This window comes from Nocardioides aurantiacus, assembly GCF_003752505.1.
Classification (GTDB): domain Bacteria; phylum Actinomycetota; class Actinomycetes; order Propionibacteriales; family Nocardioidaceae; genus Marmoricola; species Marmoricola aurantiacus.
Map to the genome: position 1 here is coordinate 2,864,817 of NZ_RKHO01000001.1, position 20,828 is coordinate 2,885,644.

Annotated in this window: 22 protein-coding genes; 10 read left to right on the forward strand and 12 right to left on the reverse strand. The window is 67.3% G+C overall.

Annotated features, from left to right (window positions below):
* Positions 1 to 98: 98 nt before the first annotated feature.
* Entirely contained in the window at positions 99 to 1,118 is a 1,020-nt protein-coding gene (locus EDD33_RS13965) for an LLM class flavin-dependent oxidoreductase (RefSeq protein ID WP_123391576.1), read from the reverse strand.
* A 61-nt stretch (positions 1,119 to 1,179) separates the two neighbouring features.
* Complete coding sequence (locus EDD33_RS13970) at positions 1,180 to 1,500, reverse strand: putative quinol monooxygenase (protein ID WP_123393446.1); 321 nt, start codon at positions 1,498 to 1,500, stop codon at positions 1,180 to 1,182.
* Between the two features lie 214 nt (positions 1,501 to 1,714).
* Here EDD33_RS13970 and EDD33_RS13975 point away from each other — a divergent pair, with 214 nt between their 5' ends.
* On the forward strand, positions 1,715 to 3,082 hold the full coding sequence (locus EDD33_RS13975) for a GntP family permease (protein ID WP_123391577.1): 1,368 nt from the start codon (positions 1,715 to 1,717) through the stop codon (positions 3,080 to 3,082).
* A gap of 28 nt (positions 3,083 to 3,110) precedes the next feature.
* Positions 3,111 to 3,725 carry a class I SAM-dependent methyltransferase gene (locus tag EDD33_RS13980; protein ID WP_123391578.1) on the forward strand — a complete coding sequence of 205 codons (615 nt, stop codon included), beginning with the start codon at positions 3,111 to 3,113 and terminating at the stop codon, positions 3,723 to 3,725.
* A 317-nt stretch (positions 3,726 to 4,042) separates the two neighbouring features.
* Here the strand turns inward: EDD33_RS13980 and EDD33_RS20360 are convergent, their stop codons facing one another.
* The gene (locus tag EDD33_RS20360; RefSeq protein ID WP_211332552.1) at positions 4,043 to 4,639 is read right to left on the reverse strand and encodes an aggregation-promoting factor C-terminal-like domain-containing protein; all 597 of its coding nucleotides are present in this window, start codon (positions 4,637 to 4,639) and stop codon (positions 4,043 to 4,045) included.
* 398 nt (positions 4,640 to 5,037) lie between these two features.
* On the opposite strand from EDD33_RS20360, the gene EDD33_RS13990 reads away from it, so the two are divergent.
* Positions 5,038 to 5,361, forward strand: a complete 324-nt coding sequence (locus EDD33_RS13990; RefSeq protein ID WP_148077099.1) for a hypothetical protein — start codon at positions 5,038 to 5,040, stop codon at positions 5,359 to 5,361.
* Positions 5,358 to 5,672, forward strand: coding sequence for a winged helix-turn-helix domain-containing protein (locus tag EDD33_RS13995; RefSeq protein WP_123391580.1), 315 nt, complete (start codon positions 5,358 to 5,360; stop codon positions 5,670 to 5,672). Before EDD33_RS13990 ends, EDD33_RS13995 begins: the two co-directional genes overlap by 4 nt.
* Positions 5,673 to 6,193: 521 nt before the next feature.
* Here EDD33_RS13995 and EDD33_RS14000 read toward each other — a convergent pair.
* The 3 genes from EDD33_RS14000 to EDD33_RS14010 form a co-directional block, all read right to left on the reverse strand.
* Positions 6,194 to 6,400, reverse strand: a complete 207-nt coding sequence (locus tag EDD33_RS14000) for an SDR family oxidoreductase (protein WP_246003519.1) — start codon at positions 6,398 to 6,400, stop codon at positions 6,194 to 6,196.
* A 620-nt stretch (positions 6,401 to 7,020) separates the two neighbouring features.
* A complete protein-coding gene (locus tag EDD33_RS14005) occupies positions 7,021 to 7,341 on the reverse strand; it encodes a transcriptional regulator (RefSeq protein WP_211332553.1) in 321 nt (106 codons plus the stop codon).
* A 2-nt stretch (positions 7,342 to 7,343) separates the two neighbouring features.
* Entirely contained in the window at positions 7,344 to 7,964 is a 621-nt protein-coding gene (locus EDD33_RS14010) for a hypothetical protein (protein ID WP_123391583.1), read from the reverse strand.
* 1,013 nt (positions 7,965 to 8,977) lie between these two features.
* On the opposite strand from EDD33_RS14010, the gene EDD33_RS19805 reads away from it, so the two are divergent.
* Positions 8,978 to 9,832, forward strand: coding sequence for a hypothetical protein (locus tag EDD33_RS19805; protein ID WP_148077100.1), 855 nt, complete (start codon positions 8,978 to 8,980; stop codon positions 9,830 to 9,832).
* 1 nt (position 9,833) lies between these two features.
* Here EDD33_RS19805 and EDD33_RS19810 read toward each other — a convergent pair whose 3' ends face one another.
* Entirely contained in the window at positions 9,834 to 10,205 is a 372-nt protein-coding gene (locus tag EDD33_RS19810; protein WP_148077101.1) for a hypothetical protein, read from the reverse strand.
* Positions 10,206 to 11,454: 1,249 nt separating this feature from the next.
* Here EDD33_RS19810 and EDD33_RS14020 point away from each other — a divergent pair.
* Positions 11,455 to 12,087 (forward strand): hypothetical protein, encoded by a 633-nt coding sequence (locus EDD33_RS14020; protein ID WP_123391585.1) that lies wholly within the window; start codon positions 11,455 to 11,457, stop codon positions 12,085 to 12,087.
* A gap of 377 nt (positions 12,088 to 12,464) precedes the next feature.
* Here EDD33_RS14020 and EDD33_RS19815 read toward each other — a convergent pair whose 3' ends face one another.
* Entirely contained in the window at positions 12,465 to 13,286 is an 822-nt protein-coding gene (locus tag EDD33_RS19815) for a hypothetical protein (RefSeq protein WP_148077102.1), read from the reverse strand.
* A 365-nt stretch (positions 13,287 to 13,651) separates the two neighbouring features.
* On the opposite strand from EDD33_RS19815, the gene EDD33_RS14030 reads away from it, so the two are divergent.
* Positions 13,652 to 14,350 carry a TIGR02391 family protein gene (locus EDD33_RS14030; RefSeq protein WP_123393449.1) on the forward strand — a complete coding sequence of 233 codons (699 nt, stop codon included), beginning with the start codon at positions 13,652 to 13,654 and terminating at the stop codon, positions 14,348 to 14,350.
* A 9-nt stretch (positions 14,351 to 14,359) separates the two neighbouring features.
* Here EDD33_RS14030 and EDD33_RS14035 read toward each other — a convergent pair whose 3' ends face one another.
* The gene (locus EDD33_RS14035; protein ID WP_123391587.1) at positions 14,360 to 16,774 is read right to left on the reverse strand and encodes a hypothetical protein; all 2,415 of its coding nucleotides are present in this window, start codon (positions 16,772 to 16,774) and stop codon (positions 14,360 to 14,362) included.
* Positions 16,775 to 17,109: 335 nt separating this feature from the next.
* Positions 17,110 to 17,961: an alpha/beta fold hydrolase gene (locus tag EDD33_RS14040; protein WP_211332554.1), complete on the reverse strand. Its 852-nt coding sequence runs from the start codon at positions 17,959 to 17,961 to the stop codon at positions 17,110 to 17,112.
* Between the two features lie 163 nt (positions 17,962 to 18,124).
* Here EDD33_RS14040 and EDD33_RS14045 point away from each other — a divergent pair, with 163 nt between their 5' ends.
* Positions 18,125 to 18,397, forward strand: a complete 273-nt coding sequence (locus EDD33_RS14045) for a hypothetical protein (protein WP_123391588.1) — start codon at positions 18,125 to 18,127, stop codon at positions 18,395 to 18,397.
* Positions 18,398 to 18,403: 6 nt separating this feature from the next.
* Here EDD33_RS14045 and EDD33_RS14050 read toward each other — a convergent pair whose 3' ends face one another.
* Positions 18,404 to 19,279: an AurF N-oxygenase family protein gene (locus EDD33_RS14050; RefSeq protein ID WP_123391590.1), complete on the reverse strand. Its 876-nt coding sequence runs from the start codon at positions 19,277 to 19,279 to the stop codon at positions 18,404 to 18,406.
* Between the two features lie 59 nt (positions 19,280 to 19,338).
* On the opposite strand from EDD33_RS14050, the gene EDD33_RS14055 reads away from it, so the two are divergent.
* Together EDD33_RS14055 and EDD33_RS14060 are read left to right on the forward strand one after the other, a co-directional pair.
* Entirely contained in the window at positions 19,339 to 20,067 is a 729-nt protein-coding gene (locus EDD33_RS14055) for a TetR/AcrR family transcriptional regulator (RefSeq protein ID WP_123391591.1), read from the forward strand.
* The gene (locus tag EDD33_RS14060; RefSeq protein WP_246003520.1) at positions 20,064 to 20,360 is read left to right on the forward strand and encodes a DUF4873 domain-containing protein; all 297 of its coding nucleotides are present in this window, start codon (positions 20,064 to 20,066) and stop codon (positions 20,358 to 20,360) included. The genes EDD33_RS14055 and EDD33_RS14060 overlap by 4 nt, the downstream gene beginning before the upstream one ends.
* A 234-nt stretch (positions 20,361 to 20,594) precedes the next feature.
* Here EDD33_RS14060 and EDD33_RS14065 read toward each other — a convergent pair whose 3' ends face one another.
* On the reverse strand, positions 20,595 to 20,798 hold the full coding sequence (locus tag EDD33_RS14065; RefSeq protein ID WP_123391592.1) for a zinc-ribbon domain-containing protein: 204 nt from the start codon (positions 20,796 to 20,798) through the stop codon (positions 20,595 to 20,597).
* Between the last annotated feature and the right edge of the window lie 30 nt (positions 20,799 to 20,828).

Below are 20,828 nucleotides of genomic sequence, written 5' to 3' on the forward strand. Positions count from 1 at the left end.
GGCGTCCGGCGTAGGGCAGGACGTCCACACCCCAGGGGTCCTCCGACCCGCCGACCTCGCGCAGACGCGGGTGGAGGTGCTGCGGGCCTGAGCCCGCCTCAGCGCCAGCCGAGCTCCGGCGCGACGTACCGCACGACGCTGTCCAGCAGGTGCGCGTTGTAGTCGACGCCGAGCTGGTTGGGGATCGTCAGCAGCAGCGTGTCCGCGGCCGCGACCGCCTCGTCCTCGGCCAGGTCCCGGACGAGCTGGTCGACCTCCCCGGCGTAGGTCTTGCCGAAGCGGGCCAGGCCACCCTCGAGGTGCCCGACCTGGTCCTCGCTGCGCGTCTGGGCGCCGAAGTAGGCGTGGTCGGTGGCGTCCACGATCGGGAAGATGCTGCGGCTGACCGAGACCCGCGGCTCGCGCTCGTGCCCGGCCGCGCGCCACGCCTCCCGGAAGAGGTGGATCTGCTCGGCCTGAAGCTGGTGGAACGGCACCCCGGCGTCCTCGGTGAGGAGCGTCGAGCTCATCAGGTTCATCCCCTGCTCACCGGCCCAGACGGCGGTCTTGCGGCTGCCCGCGCCCCACCAGATGCGGTCGCGGAGACCGGGCGACTGCGGCTCGATGCCGAGCAACCCGGGCGGGTTGGGGAACATCGGTCGCGGATTGGGCTGCGCGAAGCGCTTGCCGTCGATCGCCTCGAGGAACACCCGGGTGTGCTCGCGCGCCATGCCGGCGTGGTCGTTGCCCTCGCCCGGGTCGTGGCCGAAGTACTTGAAGCCCTCGACCACCTGCTCCGGTGACCCCCGGCTCACGCCGAGCTGCAACCGACCGCCGGCGATCAGGTCGGCGGCCCCGGCGTCCTCGGCCATGTAGAGCGGGTTCTCGTAGCGCATGTCGATCACGCCCGTGCCGAGCTCGATCCGGCTGGTCCGCGCGCCCGCTGCGGCGAGGAGCGGGAACGGCGACGCGAGCTGCCGGGCGAAGTGGTGCACCCGGAAGTAGGCGCCGTCCGCGCCCACCTCCTCGGCCGCCACCGCGAGCTCGATCGACTGCAGCAGCACGTCGGAGGCCGAGCGCACGTGCGAGTGCGGCGAGGGGTTCCAGTGGCCGAACGACAGGAAGCCGATGTTCTTCATGTCCTCGCAACCGTCGCCGGTCGCCCCTTCTTCCCCCGACGTGCGAGCGCCGCCGTCCGGCTCAGAACTCCGACATCTTGTCCCAGCCGTCGCGGTCCGCGGCGTCGATGTACATGATGTCGGGACGCTCGGCGATGTACTGCTTGGCGTCGCCGTCCACCCCCTGCTGGAAGTGGTCGGAGGCGACGTGGGCCTCGCCGGCGGCCGCGTCGTCGAAGGCCTCGATCGTCAGGATCGTGTCGGGGTCGTCGACGCTGCGGTAGTGCTCGTAGAACTTGTTGCCCGGCTCGGCGCGCGTGGCGTCGGTGTAGGCCTGGCTCGCCGCGAGGTAGGCGTCCGCGGTGCCGGGCTTCAGCTTCTTCTTGACGGTGATGTAGATCAACGCGTTCTCCTCGGTCGGGTGCGTGGGCGGGTCCGGTCGCACCCGCTGCGACCCGCACTCTCGCACGCCCGCGGGCCGCGCCGCCGGGCCCGGCGCCGGGGCCGGCGCGCTCGCCAGGCTCCTCCCCCGAGCGTGGCCGTGTAGAAAGGCCCGCATCCCCGCTCACCCAGCGCACCTGGGAGCGACGTCCCCGACGCCGAGGAACGGAACACCCATGGAGATCGTGCACTCGGGCATCGCCATCCTGGCGGCGATCCTGCTCATCATCCGGTTCAAGGTCGACCCGGTCATCTCGCTGCTGCTGGCCTGCGTCTACCTCGGGCTCGCCACCGGGCTGGGCGCCACCGGCACCGTCGAGGAGATCACCAGCGGGTTCGGCGACATCATGGCCGAGGTCGGCCTGCTGATCGGCTTCGGCGTGCTGATCGGCGCGCTGCTGCACGCGATGGGCACCTTCAGCGACCTTGTCGCGATCCTCGCCCGCCGGGTGGGCGGCAAGCTGCCGTACGCCATGGCGGGCACCCTCGCGGTGATCTTCCCGTCGATCTACGTCGACGTGCAGGTGGTGCTCGCCGCGCCCATGGCCAAGGAGTCGGCGCCGGCCGTCGACAAGCGCCACGGGCTGCCGTGGCTGGCGGGCGCGATGGGCATCGGGATCTTCTCCGGCTACGTCTTCGTCGTGCCCGGTCTCGCGGCGGTCGCCATCGCCGGCCTGCTCGACGTCCCGCTCGGGACCTACCTGCTCTACGGCCTGCCGATCGGGCTCGCCACGGCGCTGATCACGACGTTCCTGTTCCGGCTGCTGCTGGCCCGGGGCCTGTGGAACGACGAGACCGACTACGACCAGGACGTCGTGCTCGAGGACGGCCGGCCGCGCGACGAGTCCGAGGAGGTGCCGGTGGTCCAGGGGGCGTCGAGGCTGCCCCTCGGCGTACGGCTGCTGCCGATCCTGGTGCCGCTCGTGCTCATCGCCACCGGCGCGATCCTGGGGCTGGCCGAGGTCTCGAACCCCGTCGTCACCTTCCTCGGCGACGCCAACATCGCGCTGTTCGTCGGGCTGCTGATCGCCTTCTTCCTGGTCCGGCCCTCCGCAGGCGCGGACGGGGTCGGCAAGGTCCTCACCGCGGGCTTCCACACGACCGGCGAGATCCTGCTGGTCACCGGTGTGGGCGGCTCGCTCGGCGCCGTGATCGCCGCGAGCGGCATGGACAAGACGCTCGAGGGTCTCTTCAGCGCCGACGAGAGCGCCCCGGTCGTGGTCAGCATCCTGCTGGCCTGGCTGATCGCCGCCGTGCTGCACTTCGCCATCGGCTCGGTCTCCGTCGGCGCCATCACCGCCGCCGGGATCATCTCCCCCATCGTCGGGTCGCTGGGGGTGGACCCGGTCGTGATCGCGCTGTCGATCGCCTCGGGCGCGATGTTCGCGCTCCACGTCAACAGCAACTTCTTCTGGATGTTCACGACCCTGCTCGACCTGTCGACCAAGGGCAGCCTGAAGACGCTGACCCTGGCGACGTCGCTCGGCGCGGTCGTCTCGCTGCCGCTCGTCCTGGTGGCCAGCGCGGTCGCCGCGGCCACCTGAGGTCGCCCGTCGTGAGGGTGGCCGGAGCATGACCCGGGCCGAGGTCGCCGCGGCGTACGACGCCCGGGCGGAGGAGTACGTCGAGAAGCTCGGCTCGCTCTCGCAGATGGCGCCGCAGGACCGGTCGACGATCGCGACCTGGCGCGACGCCACCACCGGTCGGCTCCTCGACGCCGGCTCCGGTCCCGGTCACTGGACCGACGTGCTGTCCGACGGTGGCCGACGCGAGGTGCTGGGTGTCGACGGGACGCCCCGCTTCGCGGCGTCCGCCCGGCAGCGCTTCCCCCACCTCCACCTCGCCGTCGCCGACCTCGCCGCCCTGCCCGTCGCCACCGCGTCGGTCGGCGGTGTCCTCGCGTGGTTCTCGGTCATCCACACCCCGCCGGCCAGCGTGCCGGCGACCCTGTCCGAGCTCGCCCGCGTCCTCGCCCCGGGCGGATCGCTGCTGCTGGGCTTCTTCGACGGCGAGGCCGGCGTGCCCTTCGAGCACACGGTGTTGACCGCCTACCACTGGTCGGCCGACGCCCTCGGCGTACTGCTGGCGGAGGCGGGGTTCGTCGTCGAGCGGACTGCGAGTCGTCAGGATCCGGGGGCGCGGCGGCAGGGTGAGCTGGTGGCGAGGCGTGCTTCGTCTGGCTCGTGATGGAACGGCAGCACATCTCACGGCTCCCCAGCATCAGGTAGTGCTCCGGCGCGATCGCGAAGCACGAGACGTTGTGGTCGGACATCTCGGGATTCAGCGTCCAGCCGAGGGTGGTGTACGAGGCGGTCGCGCGCTCGATGCTCTCGACAGGGCAGGTGACGAAGAGGCTCATGGGAGAGCGACACATGCAAGGAGCAGTGCAACGTGGGTGGACAAGGCTGGCCCTGCCCGACGTCGCGCAGCACCGAGCTACACGTTGATCCGACCGGACGGGTGCTCCTCCAGGCACTGCTCGCCCCGACCGCTCGGGGGCCCCGTCAGTACCAGCCGACGCGCTCCGAGTGTTCCCACGCGCCCTGGGGGTTGCCGTAGCGCGCGGCGATGTAGGCCAGCCCCCAGGTGATCTGGGTCTCTGCGTTGGTGCGCCAGTCGGGAGCGACGTCCGCCATCTTCGAGCCCGGCAGCGACTGCGGGATGCCATAGGCACCTGAGGAGGCGTTCTCGGCCAGGTGGTTCCAGCCGGACTCGCGCTGCCACAGCGCGTCGAGGTACTGCCACTGATCGGCCGGCAAGCCGAACTGGAGCATCAAGCGATATCCGAGCCCGCGGTTGGAGTCGGGGTCGACGTCGGTGGGCAGCACCTCGGGCGAGGCGGTGGCCATGGACGCAGCGATGCGCTCGGCGCGCTTGGCCAGCTGCTCGATGATGACGCGGCGCGGCACGCGGGCGGCAGCGCCGGTGCGCTCGACAGCAGCCTTCGTCCTCGCGGGGGTCGGCGCCTCGGCGGTCTGCGTCGCGACCGGTTCTGGGGACGGGGATCGCGTCGGTGCGGTGGGTGCCTCGGACGCCGTCGGCTCGGCCGCCGCGCAACCCGAGGTCAGCAGCGCGACGATCAGCAGCGCGACTATCCGCACGGCTGGCCGCCCGGGAACCCCTCGACAGCTGCCGTCGTGGTGACACCATGCCCTCGTCGCCACTCCGTGCCTGCGTTCACCGGCACAGGGTGGCATGGGGCCGTTGATCTGCGCACCGAACCTTCGGATCTCGGCAGAGTGCGTCCTGCAAGCGGCGGTGTGACGCACATCGGAGTCAGGCCCAGCGTGCTGTTCGCAGCCCGATGAGGACAAGACCCGTTGACAGCGCGTCCAACAAGTAGTTTCTTGTTCGTAAACTACTTACACCGAGAGGCGGGCGGGCGATGGAACCCATCAGGCAGGATGCGGCAGCCATGCTGCAAGGAGCTAGTGGGGTCGAGTCCGCGGTGCGGGCACGGGCCCCACAGGAGCACCCGCTGTACTTTGCGACCGGTCTCGTGTTCGTGCTCGCCGGGCTGATCTTCGACATCACTGGCAACGCCGGCAGCGGCGGCGCAGCGGTGGCACTGACGGTGGCGTGGGTGCTCCTGGTCGGCGTCATGGTCGCCACCCATATCCCTTACTGGCGTCGGTACCGCCAGGTGCGGAAGCGGAGCACTCCGAAGTGGGTGGAGTGGACGCTTGCAGCGTGGGGCGTCGCCGCGCTCTTCGTCCTGGGGATCTTGCTCGACGGCAGCATCGGCTACGCCTTCGCCCTGGGAGGCGTTGTGGGCGCTGTGCCGAGCCTGCTGTGGGCCGAGCGTCTTCGGCGCACCACGTGACCGCCCACCCCCGGGCGCGCCTTGACGACTTGGTCCACCAGCCTGTGCGCTTCTCCATTCTCGCCGGCCTGGCCCAGGCCGATGAGCTGGAGTTCCGGTTCCTCCGCGACACCCTGCAGATCAGCGACTCAGTCCTGTCGCGCCAGGCCTCGACCCTCGAACAGGCTGGCTACATCGCCATCCGTAAAGGTCACGTCGGCAAGTGGCCCCGCACCTGGTTGGAACTCACGTCAGCCGGGCGCGCCGCTTTCGACCGGCACCTCGCCACGCTGCGCGAGATCGTCGAGTCCCCGACAGGCACGCCAACTTGAGCGGCAGATTGCTCAACGGCGACGGCCCCTTGAACTGGACCCGAGGGGTCTTGCAGCGGGAGGCCGTCGAAGTGCCCCTCAGGAACTATCGAGTAAGCCGAGCAAGCCCGCAGTCGCGAAAAGGGTCAAGTGACTGGTCGTCGTCGTCGGTGGTGACTCCTGCATGACGCGGTGCGTTCGTTGCCGGCATGACGGGGCACTGAACGCCCCAACGCTAGCCCGGGCCGCTTGCTGCAGCAGGCCCACGGCCACATACAAAACGATGCGGTAGGCCGATATTCCGGGGTGAGCGAATGCTTTCAAGTTACGCCAGCAGGCGGCGGATTGACGCACGTTGGACTGCCAGTCCCGAAACGGGATCCCGCGCCGGGTTGCTCCGCGAGCCCATCGTCTTCCGGCGAAGGACAGGGGGCACCTAGCGCACTTCCGCGCGTGTCCACTGGTGCAGAGACTGCGAACCACGGGGCTGTGCGGTTAGGGAGCACCTTGGTGCGATGAGGTGCCCTCGACACGCCCTGCCGTCACGCTCCTGAGCCGACCCGCAACCCGGACATTCCCCCATCGACAGCGAGAGCCACTCCCGTGACCGAGGCCGACCCGGGGCCTGCGAGGTAGGCGATGGCCTCGGCCACCTCGGCGGCGGCGACCAGACGGCCGGTAGGTTGACGGGCCTCGAGGGCGGCCTGTTCGGCCGCTGGGTCCTTGGCCTCGGCCAGCAGCCGCCCCAACGGTCGACGTCGTGTGGAGATCGTGTGCAGATCCGACGGCCGGCGGCGGCTGTTATGGACCCGGCTGAGAGGCCGGCGTTGAGCCCGTTTGGCGGCGCGGTCGGGCGGACACGGTCGCGGGGCCCTTTCAGCGTCGGTGGCCGATCAGGCACGACCGGCTCGTAGACCTTCGAGCAGAGACCGGCAGTGTCAGTCCACGGTAGTCGCTGGGCCTGTGTGCCGAGCGCGCCGAGCGTCAGCGCTGCGGCAGTCGGATCGCTGGTTCCGATCTGCAGAGGCTCAGCCACGTCGCCAACGGCGTGGGGAGACGGCGACCCTCCCACGGACGAACCCCTGGAGTCTCCCGCGCCGCGCTCCGTGCGAGGAAGGCTGGCGTTAGTTGGGTGCCAGATGCGGGACAACCGCTCCGATAGCGGATCGGTCAGCGGGACACGAAGGGAACGACTGCGACCGCCCAGAGCCGGACGTGGGCGACCGGCCGGATGTGACGACCCAGACGCCGGTTGTTGTACGTCCTGTGCCGATGGTCGACGCCTTTGCTCGCCGGTCACAGGGAGTCGGGCGGACGGTTCCTACAGCAAGCGAAGCTGCCCACGCAGAGAGTTGGGGCGTTGCCCCTCTCAATCGCGCATGAGGTCGTGCAACCTCTCCAGCTGCTCCCAGTGCTCCTTGCGTGCGCGCCGCCCTTGAGCAGTGATGCATACGGTCGTGCGCTGTCTGCGCCCGCGGAAGGACTTCTTCACCGTGATCAACCCGGCGACTTCCAGGCGGGTCAGGTGGCTGGAGAGGTTCCCCTTACTGAGCCCGAGCATCGTCTCTAAAAAGGTGAAGTCGGCCTCGGCTACGGCGTCCAGCACCGACAGGATCGCCATCCGAGCCGGTTCGTGTACGACCTTGTCGATTGCGGGCAGGTCCGTCTGCGCCGGGGTGGGCTCCGGCACGGTCACACCCCCTGTCTCCCAGACCCGCCCACCGAAGCCAGGAGCCGACGGTGGTCGAGCAGACCAATCACGATGACGGCGAGCCCGGTGGCGAAGAATGTCGATGTGATGCGGTGCCCATTGGCGACGGGCACCACGGCGGGTAGTAAGCCGCTCAATCCCAGCAACCCACAGGCCACTAGATGGCCTCTCGTGAGGCCACTGCGTCGCAGTTGGTGCCTCAGGAGCAGCAGGATGAGTCCGGCCAGCACTGGCGGGGCGAGGAGCACCGGCCACCCGGAGAAGAAGTCGTGGCCAATGCTCACGAGGATCAACGGCAAGCACAGGGCCGCCCCGACGCCCGGAAGAACCATGTCGCGCCGGTCTGCGCGCGCGGACCCCAAGTGATCGTCGTACCACCTGGCGACCCACCACGTCCCCACCCCCTGGATCACGAGGCCGACGAGGCACGCAAACGGAGCCACCATGCCCGACTCGCGGCCACTCCAGAGCAGGGCGGAGGCCAAACCGGCACCCAGGGCCAACCCCAGACCGGTCGGCAACAGCAATAGACCCTTGAGGCTCTCGTACTCCCGCACCACGGTCTCCAGCGGCAGGCGGTCGGCTTTGGCAGACAACCTCATGTCACACCTCCCATCAAGTTTGTACTGCAAACCTATTGGTCTCACAGACCATCGTCAAGGCCAGTCGGAAGACGCGCTCCCAAGCACCGGGGCGCGGGCCAGGTTTGAGGAGCGCGGCAGGTCAACTCACTGCTGGGCCGCGAAAGCGACCGTTGCCCCCGTCCCGCGTAGCGAAACACATGCAGCGACGACCCATGGGCGTATCGACGCGTAACGACCAATCCCCGGAAGCGGATGGTGTTGTGGGACATGTTCGTCGCCGTCGACCCCATTCGGGCAGCGAGATCCTGGGTGAGGACGCCGAGCGCGTCGACCGGCTCGTTGGGCTCGGTGGGTAGTGTCTCCCAGAGCGCTTGCGATCCGGGTGTTGGACTGTGCTCGTCCCTGTTCTCCGGATGGGTGAGCCGAAAGGCGCCGCTGACCGTCGTTCCCGTTTACCAGACGCCCAAGTCGCGGGGCATGGCTGCCGGAACGTCTACGCGGCTGCGTGATCGGACATCGAAGTGAGTAACCGGCGCGAACATACGGCGCCTCACGTCATCCGATCGAGTCCTCCGCGCCCCGGGCCACGAGGATGCCAGTTCGGGTTCGCCAACCCGACAGGGTTTGCGAGCTACTAGCGCGACACCCAGGGCACCTCGCCCTCCGCGTCACTACGCCGCGCGTAAGCCTCACAGTCACGTCCGAGCGCTCCAGTCGACCCGCGACTCGCCGTCCCGATTGAAGAACCCTCGGCGGGACACGGGCCATTGCTGAGGCAGTATCGTGAGCGTGCGCGTCCCACAAGACCCGTCCGACGGAGATTCCGGGGCAGGGGTGTTGAGCAACTCATGCGGCCATCTCAAGGAGTAGCGACGCAGACGCTCGTCTGGCATAGCGTCCAGCACGCGGCGGAATGACGCAGGTGCCGAGCTATGCGGATCTACGGCGAGGCGCCGCCGAAGGGACCTCGTCCCCAGGACGCGGCCTGGCATGGCCCGGCATCGACTGAGCCGGTCGCGGATAATGACTGCATGAGCGAATCTGACGCCAGGCAGATCTTCGTCGCGGCTGCGTCGGAGCAGGACCTCGTGAATGCACAACGACTCCTGAGGGCTGCCGGTCTCAGACCTGGCGGTTTCGGCAGTAGCGACAATGCGGGTGTCATCGGTGAAGCGGCTGTCGATCTCCTTTCGCGTTCGAGCGGCGCACTCGCGGTTGTCTCAAGTCGAGGCCTCACCTCGAATGTGGCATTCGAGATCGGTATGGCTGCCGGCGCGGGGTTGCCCGTGGTGGTCCTCCAACTAGTTGACAAGAACGATCCTCCGTACGAGTTGCCGACTGACCTCCGCTCGATCTTCCAAGTCCGTTGGGATCCAGCGGAGGCCCCCAGTCAGTCACTGGCCGCCCGCTTGCACGATCTGTTCATGGTCAAGTCCCCACGGGTGGACACGGTCCCCCACGTGGGGTCGGAAGAGAATCGACGTCCCTTTGCAGATGAAGCGGAACGACGCGTCGCGACTGCGCTTGCGCCCATCGCTGAGTCGGTCGTGCCTCAGGGGCCTGGCAATGCCGTCGGAGTGCCAGACCTCGCCGCTTGGGTCGAGGATCTACCGAACTGGGCCAACCCCGTGTTGGTCGAGGTGAAGGCCCGCGACCTGACCGGTCGTGGACACGGTCGCGCCATCGCCGGATTGCGCACGTACATGATTAGGGGCCAAATCTCGTTGGGTCTTGTAGTGGTTCCGGGTCTTCATGAGGTCGAATGGCACAGCACTGAAGGGACCGCGATTGCACTGCTTGGGATAGACACTCTGGAACGTATGCCGCGCGAAGAGGTCGTTGCCCTTCTAATGCGAGGACGCAACCTCGTGGCGCACGCCAAATGAGCTACGACCGCGCCACGCTTGCCAGTTTGATCGGATCGCTCGAGGCTGCCGGAAGCACGACCGCGCGAGGCCAGCGGCTGCAGACTTGGTCCACTTCTTGGTGGAGGATCTTTCCGGCGTTGAAACGGTCGATCCCAATCGATTCAACATCGGGCGCACAGAGGAAAAAGACGTTTGGCTCCGCCACGCGCGAGAGCCAGCTGGGATGCCCTTCGACGACCGAGATGTTCCCGTCGAGTGCAAGAACGAAGGATCCAAGACCAGCCCCAACGAGGTTGCCTGGTTTGGAGAAAAGATCCGGAACAGCGGAGGGCGCGATGGTGTGTTGATTACGAAGGCTGGACTCTCGGGTGACGTTCAGAGTGGTGGTCACGAGGAGGTGCGCCGACAGCTCGCTAAAGGCACGCGGATTGTTGTGCTAACGGTGCAAGAGCTCGCCATGCTTCGTTCAGGCGCCGACCTGCTTGCGCTCATCACGGACAGATTCACAGAGCTCAGACACCTTCAGGGCTACCGATCCGTTTAAGCCAATGCTGGTACGCAACGAGAAGCGACGCTCGGAGGTGATCCGACGCCGTTCCGCGGCGGCAGGACGCCCATCTCGACAACCCGCATCGCGCAGATCCGGTTGGCTTCAGGTCGCTAGCGAGGGCCGCGGTCGAACGCGTTAGCAGGTCGGCGGCGGGCTTCCCGGCGAACCTGGTGGCCGACTGAGCCCTATCTAGCTACTCCAGTATATTCCCAACGTCGGTCCCCCAAGTCTGCGGTTTCAGGTCCGTCAGGCGACTAATCTCCCGCAGTACTGCACCGACTGTGTCGATGACATGCGCGGCCTCAGTGGGCCTGGTCTCGTGCGGGAAGGGACGTTTTTGGGTGCACGCAGCGGTCGCGCAGTTCGGTGGCTTTCAGCAAGTCCCGCCACAACCGTCCACCGCGGTCCAGTTCCTGCCAGACAGGAACGCCGCGAGGAAGCTGATACGAGTCTTCAGGGACGTGAGGCGAGGTCGCGTGACAACCCTGCCGTGCTCATCCATGGCCGTTCCTGCTGGCGCAGCGTGTCATGGACAATCGGCTCTAGGCGCTCGCGACGCGCCTCCGCATGCCCGGCGGCAGCCATCTTCAACTGGCCCTCCAAAGCCGAGGACACGATTGCGGCTCGTGCGCACCTGTCCCTCCGGTCGAACTCCTCTGCATCCTCGGCCTCAACCGCTTCCGCATAGAACGTCGCGGCGTCGCGGTGTAGTTCCATGCGGAAGCATCCAGTTGTCGTCACTACCGTCGGCCGTGCGGCCGTTCTCACCGGTGTTACCGGGGTCAACGTCTCTCCGTGCGCTGGAGATTAGTCGGGGCTCAGCGCCCGGTCGGCCCATCCTGGGGCTCGCGTGCCGCAGTGCGCGGTAGGCCTCCGCCGGGGCGACTACTGCTCGGCTTGATGCTGTTGGTCGGCCATCGGCGATCCGAATATTCTGGCGTCCAGCGCCGGCGAATCGATGCATGCGCACGACACAGAAGGCCCGCAGGCCCGTCCAGATCCGCTATAGTCGGACGGTCGGCTTTGCGCCAACATTCTCAAGGCTGGAGCGAGCTTGCTGGGCTACCGTGGGCACGCCGGATGGCGCGACATGTCAGAGTACGCCGTGCATTTCACAAAGGACGGCGCGGGGGGTACCGACGGCTATATGTCGATGATGTCGATCCTGTCTCAGGGCTACCTTAAGCCGAGCGGGCCATTCGGCGTGGCGGCGGAACTCGATTTTCTAGGAAGTGCGCAAAAATCCGTGTGCCTGTCCGAGGTTCCCTTAGATCAGCTCGCGCGAGTGGTCGAGCATCGTAGTGAGTACGGAATTGGCTTCAAGCAGACAGTCTTGATTGAAAAAGGTGGGGCGCGGGTCTGGTACGTGAACGAGCCGTCGCTACTTGCCGAGTTTTGGCGAAAAATAACTGCAGAGCAGGGGGCCTTGCGGGACACTGACGCCGAGCTCTGGCGCGCGACGCCCTTTGTGGACCTTGCATCAGAGTCCGCATTGTTCAGTCGCTACGAGTGGGAACGCGAGTGGCGCGTTCCCGGCGGGCTGACGTTCAAGCCGAGTGATGTGGCGTTTCTGTTCATCCCCGAAGCGCTGCACGGCGCAGCTAAGTCCTTCTTTATCGATGTAAAACTCGAGCGCCTAGGCCCGCATTACTCGTGCCCACTCCTCGACGCCGCCTGGCCCGAGGATCAGCTACAAGAGGCGTTCGCTCGAGTTGAGGATTAAAGTCCCCGCCTAGTGGCGACAACAGCGGGCAGGCGGCGGTGGAACGTATACGCGCCACCTGTTGGCGATGCTCATATCGTCAAATCTAGCAACGCCGAGATTGGCGCCGTCAGCGCGAGCGCCCGTCAGTGCCGTCGAATCTGCCCGCTGATCAGCGCGCGGACCGGGCGCTTGAAGGCGCCTCGGCCTGCGACTGGTGCCGACGGGCGGCGGCAAGACGCGCTGCTAACGCAGGTGCTAGCTGGCGATCGCCTCGAGATAGTCGGTCTCGGTCGGGCGTCGTGGCGCGCGTCGGATGGCACGAGAACGCCTGACTACACAGACCCGCCTCGGCAGGCCGGTACCACGGCGGTTCTACACGTCGACCGGTGGCACCTTCACGACGGCGCCTCGTCTCGCGAAGCGAACGGATTCTCCGATACAAGCTCCCCTCGTTGCGACTCTTCCTTGAGGGGAATAATTCCCGCAAGCCATTCGTGCACCTGGGCGTGGACCGTAGGGTAGTCAGCGCCCGACCATTCCAGGAACTTCTGCACGCCCCACGTCACGAACCCGTCTGCGAGCTTCAGCACCGCGGTCATGGCCTCCGGGTCTGGGATCGCTTGTGTTCGGTGCTGACCTGGCTGGTATTCCTCGCCCACGGTGTAATTGCGCAGAGCAAGAGACGGCCAGCGTTTTCCATGCGCCGATCCTGCCGAGGCCCGCCAGAGTGCCTCTGCCTCGGCGGGATCGCGTTTGATTGTTCGGCAGGAGGAGCGAATCACGTCCAGATAGGTCGGTGGGCGCAACTGCTCGGCCGTCCAACGAGCGGAGACCCGGGCAAGAAGCGCGTCGTCAACAGCCGTCATCTTGTGCTTGTGCTCTACTGGCAGGCTTTTTCGCTGCTCGGAAATATCCCACCGAATCAGGCAGAGATGACGCCTGGCCGCTTCTTCTCTCGAGTTCCCGCCGAGTATCCAAACGGCCTGCGCAGCAGATTCCACTGCGGCTCTAGAGAGGGTCTGAACCGGCCGGAAGTCATGGTCGACGGGTTCATCCGCATGCACCACCAGAGGAGCGGTGACATTCGCCCAATACAGCAGGTGCTCCAGAGCGGCGTCTAGGTACCCACGAACCCAGTCTGACGCTAACTCGTAGGGATAGTCCGCATTAAGTAGTGCCAGTTGACTGAGAGGCGCCGGGTCGCCGACAAGCTCCAAGCACCGCCCACTCCACCGCGCAGACAGGGCAAGTTGGCTCCATTCTTGGGTTGTCGCTGCGTCCAACGGGAACGGTTCTCGTCCGGGGCGTCCCATGGAGCGCGGATGGCCATCGTTCATGTCATGACCCTAGGCGCACCTGCTGCGTAGCGGTCTTCTGATGAGCCTGTGGACAGCGTCCAGCGGCTGCCGTAATACGCCTAGCCTCACATTCAAAGGGCGAGTCAAGGCGGGGTAGCTCCCCGAATGGGTCAGACGCCTGCGACGTAGGCGGTAAGGAAGTGGACACCGTGGCGGTCCAGGTTGCCTCGTGCTCGGTCGTGATGCTCGGCGACTTGGTCAGTCGTTCGCCTACCGTGGTCCCCATGCAACTCGCTTACGAGGACGTTCGCAATCTCCCATTGCCCAATTTGAGCTTGCGGCTGCTGCAGTCGCTGAGCAGCGAGCCCAACTTCAACAACATCGTCCAGGGTTTCAAACAACGCGAGCCCTATGGAACTCCACCACCGCCGGACTTGGACCCCATGCTCGCGCGACTGTCCGATGCTTGGTCGTGGTTGGAGTCTCATGCGCTGGTTGGTCCGTCGGCGCAGAATCCACCCGGTGGGTGGCATCGCGTGACTAGAGCCGGCGCGGAAGTTGCAGCCGACCCGAACGCTGTCGCGAAGGTGTGGGCCGCCGATCGACTCGCCGGAGATCTGCATCCCGCCTTATCCTCGGCTCGATCTAATTTCGCCCTCGGAGACTACGAAACCGCGTCGTTCGCGGCGATGAAAGCCGTCGAGGTTGAGGTAAGGCGGGTTGCTGGACTACCGAAGGAGTCCCTGGGGGTGAACCTCATGCGAAAAGCCTTCAACCCGAGGGATGGTGCGCTTCGCGACCCCGGAGCCGAAGGTGGTGAGCAGCAGGCGACCGCTGATCTCTTCGCCGGTGCCATCGGAGCCTACAAGAACCCCGCCAGCCACAGAGCGGTTCTTTTCGATGATCCGGTGGAAGTTGCAGAAGTGATCCAGCTGGCCGATCTGCTCCTGCGTATCGTGCAACGGGCAGAGTCACGCCTGTGACCCGAGCGCTCAGCCCTCAACCGGAGTTGAGCCCAGCCTAGTAATGGTTCGGATTAGCGGTCGCATTGCCACATTGGGAATTGCCCCGCCAAGCGCGTCGGTGATCGCTGCAATGTCAGCAGTCGACCATTCCGACGCCGAGGTAGTGCAAAGCAGTAGTTCATCAGCCCTGACGGCAGTAGCGATCGTCGCTAGCTTCCTTGCCTTGGCCGCGCGCTCGCTTCGGGTACCGAGCTTCGGAGTCGCCTTCGCTTCGCCAAGAATTATGCGTCCGTCCACGACAGCAAGTAAGTCGGCCTCGGCTACCGGATCGTTCCCGCGAAGGAACTCCAGCTCGCTTACATCGTCGTAGGCTCGGCCCTTCCGGCGCAGGTAGTCGGCTGCAAGGAGGCCCACGCCCGCGTCTGCCGCGAGTAGTTCTCGCGCTGCTGGATGAAGGTCGTACCACCAGGTTGGTTCGTCGAGCGGGATCCCCCATCTTTCGTGGGACATCGGGTTCGCAGCACCGCACCGATGGCACGCGTTGGTGGAGCGAAGGTCATCTACCGTTATGAAGTTGAATACTAAGCATGAGCCACAGCGCAGAATGAGCCCGCGACGCAGAACCCCGAGAGCGCACAAGTGGTCGACCTGCCCCCTCAGCTCGACAGCGATCGCTTGGTCAACTGCGCCGTAAAGCCGTGCCATACCGGCGAAGGACAAGTAGGCGTCGGGGGTTTGCAGCACTACTCCGTCATGCGCAGGGAATGCGTCGGAGGTCCGCTTCTTATTCGTGTGAAAGGCCAAAAGCACTGGACGCAATGGGCCTGACCAGGCTCGCATCAGATCGAGGCGACCGCCCCACAGTCTACGCAGAATTTCCACTCGCTGACCGGCCGGAGAAAAACGTGTAGAGAAGCCGTTGGCGGCGGCCATTGCGCCAGTCCAGGTAATGACGCTCGGAAATTGCAGCCGAGGTTTGGCCATCGCTTGGGTGCGTGTTGATCCGGCCAGGATGAGGCCCCAACTCGCCGAGTAGCAGGAGAGCCCGTTGCGTGACGACCGCACGAAAAACTCCCGGGCGTTTTCGCCGTGCTGGAGGATGTGGGGCGGCGTGCCCCGCATCCGCGGACCTTTGAAGTCTGCGGTGTCGACGTCGATTTGCCACGTAACCTCCGAGATGGAGTCGAGGTCCGGATGGGCCGGCGCTAACGGAGGAAGATCGACTAGCAGCTCGATCTGTCCGTGTTCGTCGGTAGTTGCCGGGAGTGCGAGCGGAACGTCGTACTGATCGCGGACGACCAGAACCCCCCCTTCAGTGAAGTCGAGACCGTCAGGGCTCATCACGCGCGGAGCCGGGGGGTCTTTCTCGTCTTCTTGATCTGTGACGGTCTCGCCATCGTCGTCGACCCAGGAAGTAAAAACTCGCACACGCTTTTCGACCCAGCCGTCTGCGATGGCCTGGAGCTGCTTCTCGTCCAGTGTTGCGCTTGTGAGAACGGCTTTGCGGTCGCGGTACTCCGTCTCCGACAGCATGTCTTGGCCCAGGCCCCAGAGCAGCTGGTCGGCCACCTTCTTGGCGATCGGTGGCTGTTCTGGGATCCAGTAGGAGTTGCCGAACTGCACATGCCAACCCTGCGCTAGAGCGAAGTCGTCCGCGGACCGGCCGACGACCACGAGGTTATGTTTTCGGCTCGCCTGCCATGGCTGGACCCGTACTGTGCCGGACTCGCTCATAGCCCATGCCGAGTTCCAGGCCGCACCCTCGCTGCTGAACGTAACTGAGCGTCGCCGAGAGGGAAGAGCCCGGCGCATGACGGACTTAGCAACCTCGAACGAGACTGGTGATGCGTCGGCAAAGGGGAGGGCGGGAGGTTCGCAAAGGCCGAAGTGGACGGCTGCCGCGAGCCCCCATAGCCCCTGTATATCGCCCGGGACGCCGGCGGCGAGGCGAGTTTCTCCCCCCATCGCGACCGGCGCACGCGAGAGGGGTTGGTGGCCGCCGAACCGGTCGTCACTCAAGCTCAGGACGTGCAGTTGCTCATGCGCCTCCTCGCTCCCGTCGGGTTGCGGGATCATGTAGCGGTGTGGAGTGCACGCATTTGCGATGAGGTCCCTAGCGGCCCGCGCGGCCGGGTCGGGAATCCTCGTCTCGAACGAGTGGCGCAAAGCGTTGGTCCGTTGCTCCCCGACCATCATCTCGCCGTTGTCCCTGTTCACCCTCAAGTCGCCGGGGTAAATGGCCTCATGCTGACCGATCGTCGTTTGGGCATTCAACACGTAGTCGGGGTCGAACGCGGCAGCAAGCCTGACGAGTGCCGGTAGAACACTGCCGTTGTGGTGGGGGATAAGGATGAATCCGCTGCCGCCCCATACACGGCCGCATTCGTAGATCGCTTGGGCTGCGTGGCTAAGCCAGTCCCCGTCGCCCTTGAATACCACCACGGCCCGGGGCGGACGCAGGGTCGTACGCAATCCCTGAAAGCTTGGAGTCGCGTAGCGGTCTGAGTGCATGTCTGGAGTCTGCCTGACGGGGCGCTGGCCAGGTCGTCAACGTGGGCTGCGTTCAACCCCTCACGGGCCCGTACCGAAAGTCCACTACTCCGTCGCCAGGCAATGACGTGCCGTACCAACCGTGAACTAGGTCGTCCGGCACTGTCACGGCCCTGTGTTGATCGGACGTTTACAGCTGGTCGCGCGGATGCGGGAGGATTTACGAGGCCGCCCCATCCTGGGCGGGGGCCGCGGCTCAGGCGTACCCCATTCTGGGCGAAGTGCGCCTACGCCCGCCCACCAGCAACGAACCCCCGCAGCACCCGGGCGAACCGGTCGGGGTCGTCGAGGTGCGGGAAGTGGCCGGCGCCCTCGAACAGCTCGACCTGGCAGTCGGGCACCGCTTCTTGGGCGGCGACGGCGTGGGCGGCCGGGATCATGTGGTCCTTGGTGCCCCACACGATCAGCGTCGGGATCGGGGGTGCGTCCTCGAGGTGGTCGTGGGCGCTGATGCTCTGGCCCCCGAAGTCGATGACGGCGCGCGTGGTGGAGAGGAACGCAGCCCTGCTCCCCCGATCGCCGAGGGTGCTGAACCCACGCCAGATGGCGGCGACGTCGGCGCCGGGCTTCCACCCGACCCTCTGGGCCCCGCGGCCGAGCGCCTCGACGCGGGACAGGACGGGCGCGGAGGCGACGACGCCGAGCACCTGCGCCGCACCGGGCAGGGTGGCGGCGCGGAGCACCAGGTTGACCTCGCGGCCCAGTCCCCCGCTGGAGACCAGCACGAGTCGCTCGACCCGCTCGGGGAAGAGGTAGAAGAACTGCATCGCGATGCCGCCGCCCAGCGAGTGCCCCACGAGCGTCACCCGGTCGACGCCGAGGCGGTCGAGGAGGTCGCGCAGGGTCGCGGCGTGCGAGCTCAGCGAGTAGTCGCCCATCGGCTTGGCCGAGTCACCGTGGCCGAACAGGTCCGGCAGCAGCACCCGGTGGTCGTCGTCCATCCGGTCGACGAGGTGCTCCCACTGGCGCTGCGAGCCCAGGATCCCGTGGATGAACAGCACGACGGGGCCGGTGCCGCTGTCGACGTACGACAGGTCGTGGCCGTGCAGCCGGACCGTGCTCGGTGTCATGCGGGGCATGCGGATCGTCCCTCGGGTGGTCGTCGGCCGGGGTCCCCACGCTAGCCCCCGCCCTCGGGGGCTGGTGCGGCGCGGCGTTCGGGCGCACAGTGGAGCGACGGTCTCGGGATCTGACCTGGACGGGCCTGCGGCCTGCGGTCGACCCGAGGAGAGGAGTCCCGCGATGGGACGCACCGAGGACATCCGACACGTGCAGGCTCACCTGCAGGACCTGTTCGAGACGCTGCCGGCCGGTCAGGCCGACGTCCTGGAGGCGGTGGTCACCGGGACGCCGCTGGAGGTCCGCGACGACGACCAGCGACCCACCACCGCCGAGGAGACCTCGATCATCATCGTCGGGGGACGTGGACGGCGCTGGATGGTCCTCGACGTGGACCGCGTGCTGGCCGAGCTCAACCCGCAGCCGCTGCCCCCGGAGCCACCCGACCGCCGCTGAGCCGTCTCACCCCAGCAGCAGCGACCCCCGCCAGGTCTTCTCCTGGTGGGCGGGCAGCAGGTCGGTCGAGCGCAGGAACGCCAGCGGCTTCTCCCCCATCCACTGCATCGTGGCGCGGTAGTGCGGGTTGCCGAGCGCCGCGCGACGCCCCACCCGCGGGTCGATGCCGACCGAGCGGTAGACCTCGGGGTTGACCAGCGAGCGGGCCACCATGAAGCAGGTCTGTGCGGTCAGCACCTGCTGCTTCAGCAGCGCCAGCCCGGACAGGCCCGCCACCTGGCGGCGTACCTCGTCCCGGGCGAAGGTCATGTGGCGCGCCTCCTCCAGCACGTGGATCCGGGCCACCATCCGGGTCACCGGCTGCACCCGCTCGTCCTTCATCACCTCGCGCTGCCAGGTGTCGAGGATCTCCTCGGCCACCAGGATCGAGGCGTACGCCGAGGGCCCGCGCACCACCGCGTTGAAGAGCCGGCCGAGGCGGTGGACCGATGTGGGCGGGCCGTACGCCGGGACGCCGAGGTGGGCGATCGACTTGCCGAACATGGTCGAGTGCCGGCACTCGTCGGCCACCTCGGTCAGCGCGTAGTGCATGTGCGCGGCGGTCGGGTCGTCGTCGTACGCGTCCCGGAGCATCATCTGCATCAGGATCAGCTCGAACCACAGCCCGACGCTCGCGATCGAGGCGACCTCGTGGTTGGACAGCGTGATCCGCTGCTCCTGGGTGAGGCCCTCCCACAGCTCGGTGCCGTAGAGCGACGTCCGCTCGGGCTGCATCCCCCACAGCGTCGGGTCGATCGGAGCGTCCCAGTCGATGTCGACCTCGGGGTCGTAGGAGTGGCGCGCGGATGACTTCAACAGGCGCTCGGGGACGGAGAGGCTCATCAGGACTCCTGACTCGAAGTAACTGTTACTTGCCGTAACACTGAGTTACTGTGACGACCATGACACGCCGCGTCAAGGACGTCACCGACACCGCCAAGCGCGTCGGCACCGGGGTGCGGGACGGGGTCAAGGACCTGGTCTCCCCCGAGGACGGCCGCGCCTCCCGCTGGGACGAGCACCGCGAGGCGCGACGCGCCGAGCTGGTCGAGGCGGCCGTCGCCGCGATCGACGAGCACGGGCCGGGGGCCTCGATCGCGCAGGTCTCGGCGTCGGCCGGGGTGAGCCGGCCGGTGCTCTACCGCTACTTCGCCGACAAGGACGACCTCTACCGCGCCGTCGGCGCCTGGGGCGCGCAGCAGGTCATCGACGGCCTGCTCCCGGTGCTGCTGACCGACGCCCCGATCCGCGAGCGCGTCGAGCAGGGGTGCGAGGTCTACCTGCGGCTGATCGCCGCCCACCCGCACGTGTTCTTCCTGCTCGTCGAGCACCCCACGACCGACGACCCCCTGGCCGACGGCAAGGAGATGGTCGCCGCGACCATCGCCCGCACCCTGGGCGACGTGCTGCGCGACCTCGGCCTCGACGCCGCCGGCGCGGAGCCGTGGGCGCACGGCCTGGTCGGGCTCGGCCTCTCCACCGGCGAGTGGTGGCTGCGGCGCCGGACGATGAGCCGCGCGGCGGTCTCGCGCTACCTCAGCTCGTTCGTCTGGCACGCCTTCGAGGGCATCGCCTCCGAGCACGGCGTCGTCGTCGACCGCCAGGGCAAGCTGCGGCTGGTGGCCGAGTGAGCGCGCCGGGAGCCCCCGACACCGTGGTGGCGCACGAGCCCCAGGAGTCCTACGACGGCCCGGCGACCCTCGACGGCCTCGCCGTCCAGGTGCGGCTGCGCGGTCACTTCCAGCCCATCGACGGGCTCTTCCACTGGTGGGGCCGCGTCGCGGCCGACGACTCCCTGGACGACGCCCGGTCCGGGTCGCGCGTCACGCTGCGCACGGTGTACGGCGAGGCGCCTGCCCGGCTCTCCGACCGCGACCCCTGGGGTCGGTTCCGGGTCAGCGGGACGGGGCGGCCTCCGTTCTAGGGGGGCTCGCCGGGTGGCGTCGGAGCAACAACCCCGGCGGAGCGACCGACTCCCCGGCGCAGCCGCCCGGCGTACGTCGGCCCGCGGACCCACTGCTGCACCAGCGTCGCCGGTGCACCCCAGGTGCCGCGCCCGTGTGTCGCCCGCTCCTGATCACCCGGACGTCCGGGTGATCAGGACCTGACCGGGAGCGAGGGTCGCCCCACGCCGCACCGGAGGACCGAGGCGTCCCGCTCAGACGACGACCGAGGTGCCGCAGATGCCGCACACCTCGAGCTCCTGCCGCTTCCACCGGGCGACGGGGACGAAGAAGAGGGTGAACTGGCGGTACTGCCGCATCCGCGCCCACCGTGTCGTGTTGTGGCAGCGCGGGCAGGCGCGGGAGTCGCCCGGGCCGAGGTGGCGCTGCTTGGTGCCGAAGCCGAAGAGGAGGAACACCGCGCCAGCCTAGGCAGGCGGGCTCAGCTT

Coding starts and splice junctions, on each gene's coding strand:
- EDD33_RS14010 (WP_123391583.1), bottom strand. CDS start 7,964: ATGAGGTTGTCTGCCAAAGCCGACCGCCTGCCGCTGGAGACCGTGGTG.
- EDD33_RS13965 (WP_123391576.1), bottom strand. CDS start 1,118: ATGAAGAACATCGGCTTCCTGTCGTTCGGCCACTGGAACCCCTCGCCG.
- EDD33_RS14045 (WP_123391588.1), top strand. CDS start 18,125: ATGGGACGCACCGAGGACATCCGACACGTGCAGGCTCACCTGCAGGAC.
- EDD33_RS14040 (WP_211332554.1), bottom strand. CDS start 17,961: ATGCCCCGCATGACACCGAGCACGGTCCGGCTGCACGGCCACGACCTG.
- EDD33_RS14020 (WP_123391585.1), top strand. CDS start 11,455: ATGTCAGAGTACGCCGTGCATTTCACAAAGGACGGCGCGGGGGGTACC.
- EDD33_RS19805 (WP_148077100.1), top strand. CDS start 8,978: ATGAGCGAATCTGACGCCAGGCAGATCTTCGTCGCGGCTGCGTCGGAG.
- EDD33_RS14055 (WP_123391591.1), top strand. CDS start 19,339: ATGACACGCCGCGTCAAGGACGTCACCGACACCGCCAAGCGCGTCGGC.
- EDD33_RS13980 (WP_123391578.1), top strand. CDS start 3,111: ATGACCCGGGCCGAGGTCGCCGCGGCGTACGACGCCCGGGCGGAGGAG.
- EDD33_RS14030 (WP_123393449.1), top strand. CDS start 13,652: ATGCAACTCGCTTACGAGGACGTTCGCAATCTCCCATTGCCCAATTTG.
- EDD33_RS14050 (WP_123391590.1), bottom strand. CDS start 19,279: ATGAGCCTCTCCGTCCCCGAGCGCCTGTTGAAGTCATCCGCGCGCCAC.
- EDD33_RS13975 (WP_123391577.1), top strand. CDS start 1,715: ATGGAGATCGTGCACTCGGGCATCGCCATCCTGGCGGCGATCCTGCTC.